The organism is Wolbachia endosymbiont (group A) of Ischnus inquisitorius, from assembly GCF_964026985.1.
Lineage (GTDB): Bacteria > Pseudomonadota > Alphaproteobacteria > Rickettsiales > Anaplasmataceae > Wolbachia > Wolbachia pipientis.
Window position 1 is genome coordinate 842,772 of the sequence record NZ_OZ034715.1, and the last position, 14,412, is coordinate 857,183.

Annotated in this window: 14 protein-coding genes and 2 pseudogenes; 4 read left to right on the forward strand and 12 right to left on the reverse strand. The window is 34.1% G+C overall.

From position 1 onward, the window contains the following. Positions 1-222: 222 nt before the first annotated feature. Positions 223-2,481, forward strand: coding sequence for a hypothetical protein (locus AAGD90_RS04320; RefSeq protein WP_341821717.1), 2,259 nt, complete (start codon positions 223-225; stop codon positions 2,479-2,481). A gap of 179 nt (positions 2,482-2,660) precedes the next feature. Here AAGD90_RS04320 and AAGD90_RS04325 read toward each other — a convergent pair. Further along, a protein-coding gene (locus tag AAGD90_RS04325) for an IS630 family transposase (RefSeq protein ID WP_264704656.1) occupies positions 2,661-3,624 on the reverse strand; the annotation gives its coding sequence in 2 pieces (ribosomal slippage) (positions 2,661-3,209 and positions 3,211-3,624; 963 coding nt in all). A 302-nt stretch (positions 3,625-3,926) separates the two neighbouring features. Between AAGD90_RS04325 and AAGD90_RS04330 the strand changes: the two genes are divergently transcribed. The 3 genes from AAGD90_RS04330 (at position 3,927) to AAGD90_RS04340 (ending at position 6,260) form a co-directional block, all read left to right on the forward strand. After that, the gene (locus AAGD90_RS04330; RefSeq protein WP_341821719.1) at positions 3,927-4,382 is read left to right on the forward strand and encodes an Hsp20/alpha crystallin family protein; all 456 of its coding nucleotides are present in this window, start codon (positions 3,927-3,929) and stop codon (positions 4,380-4,382) included. A 197-nt stretch (positions 4,383-4,579) separates the two neighbouring features. Then, positions 4,580-5,662 (forward strand): hypothetical protein, encoded by a 1,083-nt coding sequence (locus AAGD90_RS04335; protein ID WP_341821706.1) that lies wholly within the window; start codon positions 4,580-4,582, stop codon positions 5,660-5,662. Positions 5,663-6,047: 385 nt separating this feature from the next. Next, positions 6,048-6,260: a plasmid pRiA4b ORF-3 family protein gene (locus tag AAGD90_RS04340; RefSeq protein WP_141456728.1), complete on the forward strand. Its 213-nt coding sequence runs from the start codon at positions 6,048-6,050 to the stop codon at positions 6,258-6,260. Positions 6,261-6,377: 117 nt separating this feature from the next. Here the strand turns inward: AAGD90_RS04340 and AAGD90_RS04345 are convergent, their stop codons facing one another. The 11 genes and pseudogenes from AAGD90_RS04345 to AAGD90_RS04395 form a co-directional block, all read right to left on the reverse strand. Beyond that, complete coding sequence (locus AAGD90_RS04345; protein WP_341821720.1) at positions 6,378-7,388, reverse strand: hypothetical protein; 1,011 nt, start codon at positions 7,386-7,388, stop codon at positions 6,378-6,380. Positions 7,389-7,454: 66 nt separating this feature from the next. Then, positions 7,455-8,945: a recombinase family protein gene (locus AAGD90_RS04350; RefSeq protein WP_341821721.1), complete on the reverse strand. Its 1,491-nt coding sequence runs from the start codon at positions 8,943-8,945 to the stop codon at positions 7,455-7,457. A gap of 11 nt (positions 8,946-8,956) precedes the next feature. Beyond that, positions 8,957-9,388: a DUF2924 domain-containing protein gene (locus AAGD90_RS04355; RefSeq protein ID WP_316658865.1), complete on the reverse strand. Its 432-nt coding sequence runs from the start codon at positions 9,386-9,388 to the stop codon at positions 8,957-8,959. A gap of 4 nt (positions 9,389-9,392) precedes the next feature. Further along, positions 9,393-9,866: an ankyrin repeat domain-containing protein gene (locus AAGD90_RS04360; protein WP_182282598.1), complete on the reverse strand. Its 474-nt coding sequence runs from the start codon at positions 9,864-9,866 to the stop codon at positions 9,393-9,395. A 38-nt stretch (positions 9,867-9,904) separates the two neighbouring features. Continuing rightward, positions 9,905-10,633, reverse strand: a complete 729-nt coding sequence (locus tag AAGD90_RS04365; RefSeq protein WP_182282599.1) for an ankyrin repeat domain-containing protein — start codon at positions 10,631-10,633, stop codon at positions 9,905-9,907. A 270-nt stretch (positions 10,634-10,903) separates the two neighbouring features. Next, positions 10,904-11,763, reverse strand: a protein-coding gene (locus tag AAGD90_RS04370) for an IS630 family transposase (RefSeq protein ID WP_156518142.1) whose coding sequence is annotated in 2 segments (ribosomal slippage) — positions 10,904-11,439 and positions 11,439-11,763 — 861 coding nt in all. Because the reading frame shifts where the segments join, the coding sequence is not laid out codon by codon here. Positions 11,764-11,850: 87 nt separating this feature from the next. Continuing rightward, positions 11,851-12,108: pseudogene (locus tag AAGD90_RS04375) on the reverse strand (phage tail protein); the annotation flags it as partial. Between the two features lie 104 nt (positions 12,109-12,212). Next, positions 12,213-13,019 (reverse strand): annotated as a pseudogene (locus AAGD90_RS04380) (phage tail protein); the annotation flags it as partial. Continuing rightward, complete coding sequence (locus AAGD90_RS04385) at positions 12,977-13,795, reverse strand: baseplate J/gp47 family protein (RefSeq protein ID WP_341821722.1); 819 nt, start codon at positions 13,793-13,795, stop codon at positions 12,977-12,979. The gene AAGD90_RS04385 and the pseudogene AAGD90_RS04380, both read right to left, overlap by 43 nt. A 2-nt stretch (positions 13,796-13,797) precedes the next feature. Next, on the reverse strand, positions 13,798-14,133 hold the full coding sequence (locus tag AAGD90_RS04390) for a GPW/gp25 family protein (protein WP_182282601.1): 336 nt from the start codon (positions 14,131-14,133) through the stop codon (positions 13,798-13,800). 21 nt (positions 14,134-14,154) lie between these two features. After that, positions 14,155-14,409 (reverse strand): PAAR domain-containing protein, encoded by a 255-nt coding sequence (locus AAGD90_RS04395; protein WP_065095513.1) that lies wholly within the window; start codon positions 14,407-14,409, stop codon positions 14,155-14,157. Positions 14,410-14,412 lie beyond the last annotated feature (3 nt).

The window sequence follows — 14,412 nt, forward strand, 5'->3', positions numbered from 1 at the left end:
ATTATGAATTTGCTTAAACTCTTCAATTATAGGCAAAAAGGCCCTTTATACTGTACTAATAATGGTATTAGCTACGTGCTTTAACGTTATTATAATATTTTGCATATAAACCTATTTTATAAAAATTCACAATATGAATTAGTAAATAAATTATGTTTAAATCAGTTGCGTATATAGTAAATATAATGCATTGTGTGCCTTTGTTAATAGAAAGGTATAAGTATGCCTAGTTCAAGGCAGGTAGTACAATATAACTCATTTGATAGTAATAACCTTGAAGACACTACTTTGCCTTGCGTATTTAAAGATTTTACGATTACTTCTGAAGAGATATTTGAGATTGGTAGTGAGGGTAACCAAGTAATAGATAATTCAGATGGTGAAATAGAAAGGCTGCAACAAGAAAACTTTGATCTCAAGAAAAATGAAAAGCTCTTGGAATGCTATAAAGGTATAGCGGAAGAGTATGATCAAGAAGTGAGTGAGCTCAGCAAGAAAAATCAGATCCTAGAAAAGAAAATTAAAGATCTTGAAGCTCAATTACAAAGAAAAACAAGAGAATTAACTAAAAATGGCCAAGAAATTGAACAGCTAAAACAAGAAATAGAAAAAGTATTATTGGACGTGAAGAATAAAAATGACATAATAGGGAACTTGGACAGCAAATTAGAAGATATGAAGAGTGAAATACAGATGATAGACAAAAAAAATGAAGAGTTACAGCAAAGGTTAAATTTGGTTGAATCTAACTCAAGTAGACTAAGAAAAGAAAGTGTAGTGCTGGTAGACAGTATAGAGGATTTGAAGAGTAATTATGAAAACCAGATATTAGAAAAAGATAAGGAACTTAATGATGTAATAGGCCAGCTCTATGTTTATTTATCAGAGCGTGAAGAACTGTTTGCAGAATTTAGTTCATTGCAGAATGAAAATGAGAGTTTAAAACAGAAAAACTTCTATATTAGTAATGAAGTGTCTCTTGAAGATGAATTAAACAAAGAAAACGTAAGAAAAGAAATAGTAAGACCTCAGTCTACAACAAAAGTGGAAATGAGGCGTATCAATGATAATGATGACCAGGAATCAATATGGCTATATAGAGAAGCAGAAGATTATCAAACAGGTGAAGATAAAAAACCTAAAAATACTAACTACGACATTGGAGTATGGAATGAAGATGACGATGAAAGTAGCGATGATCAAAAATCAACCTGGCTGTACGAAAAAGTAGAAAACAATCAAGATTATCGAACAAGTGAAGACAAAAACCTTGAAAACACTGATTACGATATTGAAGTATGGAATAAAGATGACGATGAAAGTAGCAATGATCAGGAATCAACTAGTGAAAGTGACTATAATGTTAGCTATTGCTTTGATTATGATGAAATTGTTGGTAGGACCTACGGTCAACTAGTCTACAATGCAAACATAATACGTAAAAAAGATTCTTTTTCCTTAGCAAAAGTAAAATTAAGAGAAAGAGAAAGAGAAAAATATGAAAGTATTTGGCAAAAAATAGATAATATTCATGATGAATTGGATGCTTTGGGTAACTATGGTAATGAAGAGGATTATGAAGAGTGCAATAAAAGACTTGATAAAATTGTAAGCGAGGCGCTGAAACAAAGAGTAATGTTCACTCTTCCGTATAAAGCTAATATATCTTTAGTGGATCGCATAATTGATACATTGCAAAAGCTATATTTTTCTTACGATACTACCCGAATTTATGGATTTTTAGATGAGAAAAAGATATTGCAAATAGTATCAAGAGGTGCGTCTTTAAATAGATTTAGCGATGAAGAACATGGCGATTTCGTGAACATAATTTGCTCAGATAGATACGCTCTAGATCAACGAGAAAAAATACTTTTAGAACTTAAGGACTTGGTGTACAAAAGTATCGTAGACGTAAGTGTAAAAACTGATGATCATGATTTTGAGTTAGAGATGGACAATGGACACTTTTGTATAAAATATCCAAAAGATAGTGTTGTCGAAGTTGCAAGAATATTCAACAATAAAAAAGCTAAAAATTTAGGTCTGGAAATTGGTATGCTTCAAGTTGGAGAAAGTATAGTTAGAGTTGAAAATGAAGAAGGAGTTAGGAATTACACCGACATTTCGGAGGGTAGAATTGAAATGTCTTTTACTACTTACTTTGGGAAGGTCAGTGTTTATTTATCTCCTAGTGATAGAGATAATAATAAAATAGAAGTAAAGCTCGCCAACGAAGAAAGCATAGCACGTTTTAGTAAGTTGGAGGATAAATCAAGTTTAGGGGGGAGCTGTCTTTTAGGAGGAAAAAATGTTTCTATAGGCATAGAAGATGGTTATTTTGAAATAAACAGTGACGTTTCTGAAGAGTTAGCTAAAACTATGAAACAGTCAGATTGTACAATAGAAAAATCATATGTTCCATCTAGCTTTATGAAAGAAGCTTATTGCAATCAGTTAGTAAATGAAAGGGGAATTTAAAAATCAGGCTCAAATATTTCAAAAATAACCATTCAAAGCAGCATTTTTTATACAACTTCGTTTTCAATCTATCTGGAAAGAAGATATCAAGTATTCAAAGTCCAATTCGACAAATCCATAGTCCATTCTTCCTCTAGCTTTTTTATCACTCATCCAAAATTTAGGTATAATACCAAATATCATAAATAAGTAGGCAAATAACTCACAGAACAAATAGTTTTGATCGAACTTTCCGTAATATTACGAATGAATGCACATATAGTATCCTCCAATAAACTAACAGAGTCATATATTCTATTTTTAATGAGATTGTCTTTCAAATATTGCCATAAACGCTCTACTGGATTTAACTCTGGTGAATATGGAGGTAAGTAGATTAAGGTAATATTTTGTGGTATTTTTAAACCTTTGGATCTATGCCATCCTGCACAATCCACAATAAGAAATGCCTCCCTTGTTCCTAAATATTGTGACATCTGCTCAAGGAATATATTCATACAATCAGTATTGACGTTTGGTGCGAATAAACTAGAAGTCTCTCCATTTCTAGGATTAACTGCACTATAGAGATAAAAGTTTTGCCTACCTAATTTCACCTTAACCTGTGTCCTAATGCCTTTTTTAAACCACCCGTGTCCAATCTTTGAATGTGTGCCAAACCGCGATTCATCGAAGAAAAATAGCTCTTTTTCGGGATACGTGACAATAGTTTCATTAAGATTTTTTTTTAAACTTTTCTTGTTTATTTTTGTCCTGTTTATTGTGCACAGGCCTTGGAGTAATATACGAAAAACCTAACTTTTGCATCAGTCCATGTGCTGTAGACTTACTTACCTCAATAGAAAACATTTTCTCAATTATGATTTTTAATTTCTTAGCCGTTAGGTTGGCTCCTTCTTCTGCTATGACATTTTTAATTTCTTCTTGCTGCTTGTAGCTCAACTTCGGCTTTACTCCACGTCCTGGTTGTATTTTAAACGCATCGACTCCTCCTTCCTTAAATCTTGTAATCCACTTCATCAATGTAGTTCTAGTAATTCGGTATATTTGAGCAACTTTTGTTATTCCATATTCTTTTCCAGATATTATTGCCTGTAATCTTCTTCCTATCTCTCCTCTTATTCCGTGCTTCTTTAATTCCAGGTTACACTTATTATATCATTCTTCTCCTATTGCTTTACTTTTTCCTGCCATAACTCCTCACTAATTCTTAAATTGTTCTATTTTAGAAATTTTTCTTTATTTGTCTATTTATTTTTAGGAATTGGTATTAGTTTATTGGAGGATACTATATGTGCATTCATTCGTAATATTACGGAAAGTTCGATCAAAACTATTTGTTCTGTGAGTTATTTGCCTACTTATTTATGATATTTGGTATAAGGTATTGAAACTAACAAGTGGAATGATTACATAATGCACATATTAGTGAAAGGAGGTACAACATGAACAATATAGTTCATTCAAATAAAAACAATAACCGTGATAACTTTAGTGTAAGAGGGTTACAAAGAGCCGTTGATGACATATTTGATAGCTTCTTTACAGGATGGAATCCAGAGCTTTCCAGAAGAAGCAACAGTCTATTACCAGCTTGTGACCTTTATGAAACAAAGGAAAGCTATTGCCTCTCATTAGAGTTACCAGGTATTTCCAAAGAAAGCATAGATATTAGTATATCTGGCGATAGCTTAATAGTGAAGGGTGAAAAGACATGTGATAACGAGTCAAAAGATAAGCAGTTTTATCATCGAGAAAGGTACTATGGCTCTTTCTATAGGTCTATTCAGCTTCCAGTAAATGTGGAGCGAGATAAAGTATCTGCTAGTTTTTCAGATGGAGTATTACATGTAACCATACCTAAGTCAGAGAAACACATCAAGAAGATTGATGTAAAGTAACCAGTAAGTGGTAGCAGGCTTCTAGTTTGAGGCTTGCTATTTTGAATCATTATAGATAGAATATAATAAAGTTCTATTGTCTTTGCGTATTTGTTGTACAGATGGTGTAAGGCCTTTGTTGCGTTTAGGTGTTGTTAATAATCTATTAATGGTTCTTATGTTATAATCAAGCTTAGGGGCTTTAATAAGTACGGACTATGACAGAAGCAAATCCAATAGTTACATTGAAGGTTAAAATTAAAGAATTTGGCTTTAGTAAATTAAAGGCTGGCGAGAGCAATAAATCAGCAAACTCTGGTGAAACAATGTATTTTGATCTTCCAAGAATGAACTTTGTTATTAATGGAAAGATTATAGATACAGTTTTAACCTCTGCGTTAATGGAAGGAGCTAAATATTGCAAAAGCAACCTTTTTAATGGTTATGATATATATAGTACTGAAACCGCAAGAAAAAAACAAAGAGAAATAGATACAGATCATGGTAGGGCTTTTGTTGATTCACTCCTAAAGGATCTTGAAAAGGAACTTGCACATAACGCGTTAAGTGAATTGTGGGAAAGTCATTGTGAAAATCCTGAAATTCCTGATTATCAGAAAACCAATTCGTACGGTAGAGATTTTGAGAGATTTTACAATGCTGGAAGAGAGCATATGCATCTATTACTCAAAGTAGGAGATGAGAATAAGAACTACCGACCATTTGTAAAAGAAGTTTTTAAGGAAATGTTTAAATATGCTGAAGCAGAAGTTCCGAGTGACCCTATCTTAGAAGAACTAGTTACTAATTGTAATCAAGCAGGATACTTGGCAGGTATATTTATTGAATATCACTCTGCACTTAGCAATTATCGATTAACAACGCAAGACCCTGACAAAGTAATGAATATTGATTACACTGGCCATAATAACATAAGAGTAAAGTCTGATATGGAAATACCTGTGACCAAATTTGATAATCCAGGGGAAAAAATATGTGGTCTATCCACCTCACTGGAATTTACACTTGAGTCTCAAGATGGAAAAGATGGTGTAACCTATAAAGACGGTAAATTATCACTCACTGTTCCCAAGGAATTAAAAAATTATAAAGAGGGAGATAGAAACTTGCTCTCTATTATTAGAGAATATTTTCAAAAATTCTGTGAAAAATTGGGATTTAAATTTGAGATGGCAACACAAAAAATAGAGCATGATTTAGACGATTCGCTGAAAGTAAACAGTCATCTTCAAGGCCTAAGAACGCCTATTTGTGGCAATAGCCATATAATTGGTCATTGAAAAGTAAGTATGTGCTGTAAGAACGAATGAAAGTTCAGTTAAGCTTTTTCTAAAGTATAGCATTTCTCCTAATAGTCCGAATAGGGTAAGATATGTGGGTAAGGTTATATTTGACTTACGTTATTTTTTTGCGATTGGTTAACTTAATGTAAGTTAAAGGTAAATTAAGTGGATAAGAAAAAGAAAGTATACTCATTTAAAGTTTCTCTAGACAAAAAAATCTACCGTGAGATGGAATTGAAAGCAGTCTTTATAAATTTGCAGAAACTATCATAAAGGCCTTTAGTTTTGAGTTAGATCATTCATTTGGTTTTTATAGTAACATAAACGATATTTATGAAAGTAATGAAGTATACACTTTATTTTATAATACTGATTATAGTTTATGCCTAATGAAAAAAGCGTCAAAAATTCTTATATCTACAAGGTTTTTGAGCCAGATAAAAAAATGATTTTTCTTTTTGATTATGGCGATAATTGGGAATTTTTAGTAGAATGTTGTGGCATTATTGAAGCAGAAGCTGGAACAAGATATCCAAAAGTTACTAAAAAGCAAGGAGAGGCTCCTCCACAATATCCTGACTACGAAGATGAGTAGTGTAAACAATATACCTATTAAGTTGATGGATTGCCTTGAGGAAAATAGCAGCAGGTTTAGTACTTGGTTAGTAAATTAGAAGTATTTCTTAGGAAATTATTTTAATATCTGTGTTTTTTAGGAATGTTCTCTTGCGTTGGATCGGAAGAGCTCTTCTACCTTCTCTAGCTTTGTACTCGGTTCTAGGGTACTGTACAACGCAAAGCTTATGCATGCCAATCCAGCAATCACTCCAACTGTTCCTATAGTAGGCATTTTCATAATATGTGATACAATACCACTTACCAGTAGCACCACCCCAACGGCACCAGTCAGAATCGCTCTCCGTTGCATTGCTTTTGTTGATGATTCTTCATCTGCAATTTTGAAAGATTTATCGTTAACACAAGGGTTAGAAGAAAAGATTCTTAAAGCATTCAGCTCTTTTACCACCGTTCTTCCTGAGTTAGCGAAATTCCCTTGATTTTCTTCATTCCTTTCATAATCTTCACCATTATTAATCTTCTTGCACGGCTGAGTGCCAGTTTCTGCGGTTTCTTCTTGTTGTTCTCCATAAAAATTTTCTTTATTCTTATCCGAAACTTCTTCAATATCTTCTGAAATATTATAAGCCACTGATCCTTCCATAATAGTTTCTATTAACGAGTTTTTTTCTTCTTTGTCACTTGTCATATTTGGATTCATCACTTCCTTATCATCCCAAGGCTCAAAACCTTCTACCCTTACTACACCATCTTTAACAGTACTATATGTACGTATTAATTCTCCATGACTTCCTAAGTAGTCCGAGACTATTTTCGTACGATTAAACTCCTTAAAAAGCCCATGTTTTTTAGCTTCTTCTAAAAGATCATTCTCAGCTTGCTTATTCTTGCAAAATCTAGCATAATGTAATAGTGTGAATACGTCTCTTCTACGTTCATATATATCAACTATTAGTATCCACGAAATCTTTCGTGTATCATGAAAGGATTTACTAATTTTTTCACTGATACTTTTACCCTCTTGTATCCTTTTTAATAGCTTAAAAAGCTCCTTTTTATCTTTGCTTGTTAACTGATCTTGATCAAATGGCAACTCATAGGTTATATCTGCTTCATTAGTTTTTCCGGTAATTAGTTTTCTCATATTATTTTTTTCTTTGTATCTCTTATGTAGCTAATTTGTATTAGTAAAGTATTAATCGTGTGATTTTTAAATCGCTAATTTGCAAAATTTCTTCATCTGCTCACTCCACAGCATTGGTATTTCCCTCAATTCAACTAACTTCAAACCCTTTGGCTGCCTCCCATTTACTATGTCTTCTTTGATCTTTGGTGCTAAATAATTTAACCTTAAAATTTGTTGTATACGTCTTGTACCTATATTAATTTTGGCACTCAGTTCCTTCACACTTGCATATTTTCCTTCCTCTAGCTGACGTTTCCATAGGTGAGCTCTCACTAATGCTTTCAGTAGCGCATTATTTGTTTTACCTTCTGGCTCTATTACCACACATTTGTTTCCTTTCTTTTTTAAGTTCATTGGCACAAATTCTATATTATCCTCCGAACTCACTTCTATTTCATCTTCTTTTACCATTACTCCTTTTATTAACTTTTTCACTACTTCTTTCTGCTTTCCAAAACTTAAATTTTTCCATTCTTCCGCTTTTTCTTCCCATTTTTCATATATCTGCTCCGCTTTCCTCATCACTTCTTTTTCCACTTCTCCTGCTACTACTGTTCGATTTACTGCTTCACAATTCTTCCCCCTTAAGTGGTTATTACATATGTAGTATCGATATCTTTTATTCTCCTTTTTTGAGTATGTCAGAGTCATATTTACATCACAGCTCTTGCACTTAATTATTCCCCTAAGCAGCGCTTCCTCATATTTTGCTTTCCTATATGGTTGATTCCTTATCAATTCTTGTGCTTTTTGCCATTTTTCCTCTTTTATTATTGCTTCATGCTTTCCCTCATACTCTTTCTCATAATGCCGTATTTTTCCCATATATATTGGATTTGTTATTATTCTTCTCACCGTGGCCTTTTTAAAGATATCTGATTTTGTTCTGTAACCTTCTCTATTTAGCTCCCTTGCCAGTTCTGCCATTGACTTCAGCTCCAAATATCTTTCAAATATATGCTTTACTGTTTTTGCTTCTTTCTCATTTATTATTAATTCTTTATCTTTTACATCATACCCTAGCGGTAAAGTTCCACCCATCCATAATCCTTGTTCTTTTGATGTTGCTATTTTATTTTTTACTCTCTCTACTATCATTTCTCTTTCTAGTTGTGCTGCTCCTGACAATACCGTTTGCACGAACTTTCCCATTGGCGTATTATTGTCAAATATCTGTGTTACTGCTACAAAATTTACTCGGTGCCTTCTAAAAAATGATGTTACTTCGATGCTGTCTTTTGTTTCCCTTGATAACCTGTCCAGTGTATATACTACTACACAATCTACTTCTCCTACTTTTACATCTTCAAATAATTCCTTTATTGCTGGTCTTTCTAAATTTTTTCCTGAAAAGCCACCATCATCATACTTTTTTGCCAATGCTACCCAACCTTCTCTGCTTTTTATATATTTTTCACATGCTACTCGTTGTGCATCTAAACTGTTAAACTTCTGCTCTAACCCGTCTTCATTTGATTTTCTTGTATATATCGCACATCTTACTTCTTTTAGCATCTTCTTCCTTTTTAATTTTCTCTCTTTTCTCTCATACCGAACAAAAATGGTCCATTATAACTCATTCCCATTATTTTCCCTGCTACTGCCGACAATGACGTATAAAACTCTTCTCTGTAGATTAAACCCTTATCTGTTACCATCACTGCATGCGTCTCTTCACCTCTCTCTAATATTAGCTCTGTCCCTTCTACTGGTAATTTATCGCTACTTATTCTTTTTCCCTTCTCTAGCCGATCTGCTAGATACTCCAGTCTTTTTGCTCCTTTTCTTGACATCTCTCCATATTCTTCCTCCTGCATTCTATAAGCTAATCTTGGTATCAGATATTTCCTCGAATGTTGTGGTGCTTCTTCCCCATATACCTTCTTCCATATTTTTCTCAGCTCATCCAAAGGTTTTCTCTCTAAATTCATTACTTTCTTTTCTGTTTCTTCCTCCATATTTTTAGCCTTTCATAAATAACTTTTCAATTCTGTCTGTTTCTTTCTTCAATATTTCAGTGATCTCTTTGCTGTTTTTCGCATAATCCATCGCTGTCATCCCAAATTTATCTGCTTGTTCTATTTCAGCCCCTGCTTTTACTAGCTCCTCCACTATTTCCACTTTCCCCACCATACATGCAAGGTGCAATGGAGTGCATTTATTTCTATATTCTTCCGCATTTACATTCCCTCCTGATTTTATCAATTCTCTAACGGTTTCTAGACGTTTCTCCGTTATCGCTAGGTGCAGTGCTGTGTATCCTTCTACATCTGCTGCATTCACATTCGCTCCTTTTTCGACTAATAACCTCACTGTTTTTGCGTCTACTGCATAATGCAGAGCTGTTCTTCCTTTTTCGTCTCTTTCATAAATATTTTTATATGAGTTCTCTAATAATTCTTTTGCTGACTTCTCTTTCTTATCAAGCTTTACCATAATCTACCTCACCTTTTCTTTAAATTTAAACCCCTCTTTTAAGCCTTCTTTCTCACCACCTCATCTATCATTTCGTTCACTTGGCTCATTATCTTGCTTGCTAAATTTTTACACTCTTCCTTTATTAGCTCCTTATCTCTCTTTCTTATTTCTTCTATTTCTATTATTTTTAACTCCGGTAAATAGCTTCTATCTAACATACATGCTATTTCTTCCACTAAACTCTCTATTCCATAGCACGTCAGCTTTCTACTTTTTGTTATTCCACCTTGCTTTCCCAGAAATTTACTCGCCTTTTCACTCTCTTTGCTATCACATAGACGATACTTTTCACTTTCCCATATGTAGTACATTGGTGTTGCACCGTACTTATTCAGTTGATTAACTTCAGCTCCTGCCTTTACTAGCTCTTTTATTATTTCAACTCCTGCTCCTCCTATTTTGCATGCAGAGTGCAATGGCGTACATCCACTGACATATTGAGTAGCATTTACTTCTGCTCCTTCCCTTAGCAGTACTTTTACATTTTCTAAACTTCTCGCAAATACTGCGCAGTGCAGTGGTGTATAACCCTTTTTATCTCTTGCATTTACCTCTGCTCCTTTTTTTATTAATAACCTTACTGTTTTGTAATCAGAGATTTCCACTGCTTGGTGTAATATCGTCTCTCCTTCTTCATTTCTTTTATTAATATTTTTAAATCCGTTACTTGATACTTCTTTAAAAAACTTACTAAAAGATTCTCTCTTTTCTTCGTTGAACCCCATTGCATACCTCACAAAATTAGCTTTTCTAGTGCCAGACAAATTTCTTATATTTACCTGCCGCTATTCAAGTCATGTCCGTTTTAGCATAAGAAAGCAAGTCTTTTTCTTTTTATTTCATACACTCTAACCTATTATTAACATAATATATGAGGATCTAAATATAAGTGCTTAACTTATTATAGATATTACTTGGCTATTTTTCCAACTTCTGTTCAAATGACGATGTTCGTGCCACGTTAGTATAGCATTTCTCATAATAGTCCGAATAGGTCATAGGAAGGCAGAATCAACAGCACGACGAAAGGATTCGAATAGAGGAATGTTTTTCCTGGCTCTGTTTTTTATAGCAAACCAATGATGCTCAATTTTGTTAAAATCTGGAGAATAAGGCGGCAGATACAAAATTTCTGCACCGACTCCTTTAGCGAGCTTGATAAGCTTATCAGACTTATGAAAAGTAGCATTATCAAGAATGACAGTTTGTCCAGGTTCTAAGATCGGTGCCAAAAATTGCTCAAACCATCCATTAAAAATATCCATATTACAGTGGCCTTCAAATGTTAATGGAGCAACTATCTTTCTTCTACTTAAGGCTGCAACCATGCTGATTCGTTGAGTTTTTTTTCCAGATTTTAGGGCATAAAATCGCTGTCCTTTCTGGCAATACCCATATGGATAGTCCTCCGTGTTATCAATCCCAGACTCATCTATATACACTAAGTTTTCTGGTTCTTTTGTTGCTATAATTTTTAAGAATTCAGCACGTTTTTCTTCGTTCCTTTCCTTGTATCCATATGTCTTTTTTTGCGCGTAAATCCAATTTTTCTGAGAGCTCGGTGGATCGTTTGGATACTAACGTTGCCCCAAAGTTTAGCCATTTCCGACAGAGTTTTTCTACCGTGTTTTTTAGCAAATTCGATAAACTTATTCCAGTCGATAATTTTCTGATTGTAACCTCCATTACCGAGTTTTTTTGACTGAAAGTCGCCTGTTTCTTTTTTTCTTTGCTGCCACTCCCACAAAGTAGTTCGTCCAATTTTAAATCTTGCTGCCACTGCTTCTCTGCTTTCCCCTTCGTCTAGTGCTTCCATTGCTTTTTTTCTTAAATCATAACTATATGCTGCCGGCATCCAACCTCCTTATCGCCATCTATCCTTAATCTTATCATATCCGGACTTCTGTGGAAAGAGCTATACTCCTGGGTAAAATACCAAAATTTAACTTTCTAACTCGTGTATTGCGTCCTTTTGCTTTAAATCTAAATTGTTTTCAAAATGAACATAGTGTTCTGCCACACCAAATCTTATAACTTTTTGGTTGGTAAAGTCTTCTACCTTGTAATGGTGAGTAACGCTAAACCTTTCTAAAATTGGCTTGTACTTTAAATTCCACAGTTGTTCAGATAGTTTGCTACTTCCTAGTAAAAATTTATCCCCTTCCTCTTCTACGCTCGTAACCGGAAAACATGCGTTTATAGCCTTTCTTATAATAGTCCGAATGCGATAAGATATGTGTTTATGGCTATAGCAGGCCAGTAGCATATTACGGTCTGTTCGGATTATTGTAAAAAGAGCTATATTTCCCCTAAGTTCCAGCTATCTGATAATACTATCTGCGCTTTAGCAAACTTAATCTCAGGTAATAAGCTCTGTGGTAGCGGATATAACGTTTTTAAATTATTCCACTGATGACTTCTTTCATAAAGACCGTTATAATTCTTTGTGTGAGGCTCGGTTTCTCCAAGTATTGCTACATCTAATCGATATATGTCATTACTAAATGCTTGCTCATAATGATCGCGTAGATAGTTTTCTATTATCCTAATAACTGGACCACTAGACCTGAAAAAATTTACTCTTCCAAATGATAACACTGGTCCATCTTTTTCTATTTTTAACCCTGAATAATCCGATAACAAACTGCCAAAAAAGCTTTCATCTAAAATGAACCTGCTAATATTGTAGTGATCGTTAAAAATCCTCATTAGTCTCGATCTTGCAGGTAATGATAGCTTTGCTAGTTCTACTACTGCATCAACAAAGAAATCATTTGGTACCTCTTTTATCCCTACTTGCAACTCAAAAAAGTGTTTACCGGGTGGCTCTTCAATAATTGTAATATCTTCTATATTTGCCCATTTTAATGCTATTTTCAGTGACGCTGATGTTCCTCTTAAACGCTGAAATTTTATTCCTTCCTCTACGGCTTTTCTTTTGTCTTTTGCCCAATGCAGTATCTCTCCTAACCCATATTCTTCTATTATCCACGATAGTATTTCATCTTTAGGATTAAGCTTAAATCCTCTTATCCTGCTTGGATCAACTTTATAATCGATTGCTTCTACTAGCCCTTTTTCCTGTTTTGTTGCATTTGGTGGCAGTAACATTTTAAATTTCTCAAATTTGCACATTCATTCCCCAGTACCACAACATCCTCTTTTGGTTCTATTAATTCTACGTTTTCTACACCATCTACAAATAAATTTGCTATTATCCATGATCTTGTAACACTCCATCCCAGTCTTTTGCTTGCTTCAAACTTTTCGATAAATTTCTTCTTCACTGTTTCAATAATATCTGGTCTTTTAATGCTAATTTTACTGTGGATATCTATTTCAATAATATTGCAACTTACCACTTCTATTGTATCTGTTAAAATCCTCACATCCTCCCTTTTTAGCTGATTTCTGACAATTTCTAGTAATTCTTCTTCGGGTATGCCAGTTGTGGATAATTGTGTTGATAAGATTGAAACTTGTACTTTTCCTGGTACAGGTGATTCTACTAATGCATCTTTTACTCTTGTATCTGCTGATAATGCATAATACCGATAATTTCCTCCTGTTGACCAGCCAACTATCTTTGCTTTAATCCTTTTCCTAAAATTTTCATCTTTTTCTTCTTTTTCTCTTTCAACTCCGTAAAATTCAGCTAAATTATCAAGATCTTCTCCCATTGCAAACTTCACTAAATTACTTTTTACTGCTTCATTTATTCTTTCTCTCAGCAAAAGTTCTCGCCATGCTGCTACCTCCAGAATCTTCATCGCTGGGTCACTTTCTACTAATGCTGTAAAACCTGCGTCTCGACTCACTAGCTCTTCTTTCATTCGTGAAAAGATTTCTTCGAAGTTCAGTGGTTCGATAATATTTGGCTGCTCCACCTTTATACCACAACCACGTCAAAGCGAATCTTTTCCCCCATTGGTAAGTACAATCCTTCTAGGTCAAGCGTTACTTTTCCTTCTTTCACTTCTGTTATTTTTACTTTTTCTAACTTAAATCTCTTTTCCCATTTTTCCAAAGCTTCTGCTGTTGCTGCGTAAATTTCTAGCGTAAAATCGCGATTGATTGGCTTGTCAACTAATTCGAACAACCTCGACCCATAATTTCTCCGCATTATTCTGCTATTAATAGGAGTAGTTAATATATCAATAATTGATTGCTTTAAGTGCTCTAAGCCTTCTAATTCCTTTCCTGTTTTAGCATCCATTCCTCTCATTTTTCGACTACTTTAATTTTTTTATTTTGAAAACACACTTTGATTTTTACTTACTATTTGAAAACTACAGGATGCCACATCACCTGTTCTCGCTACACCAATACCATTTACAAATACGTTGTTTGATCCTTGCGTTAGTGTTTCCCCAATACTCAAGATATCACCCTTACGACAAGCAGGTCTACCATTAACAAATACATCTTCACTCCCGCTCACACAGACATGAATCGGCATACCTGTACAATGATCTCCTATGCAAACAACTGCTTTACTCATATA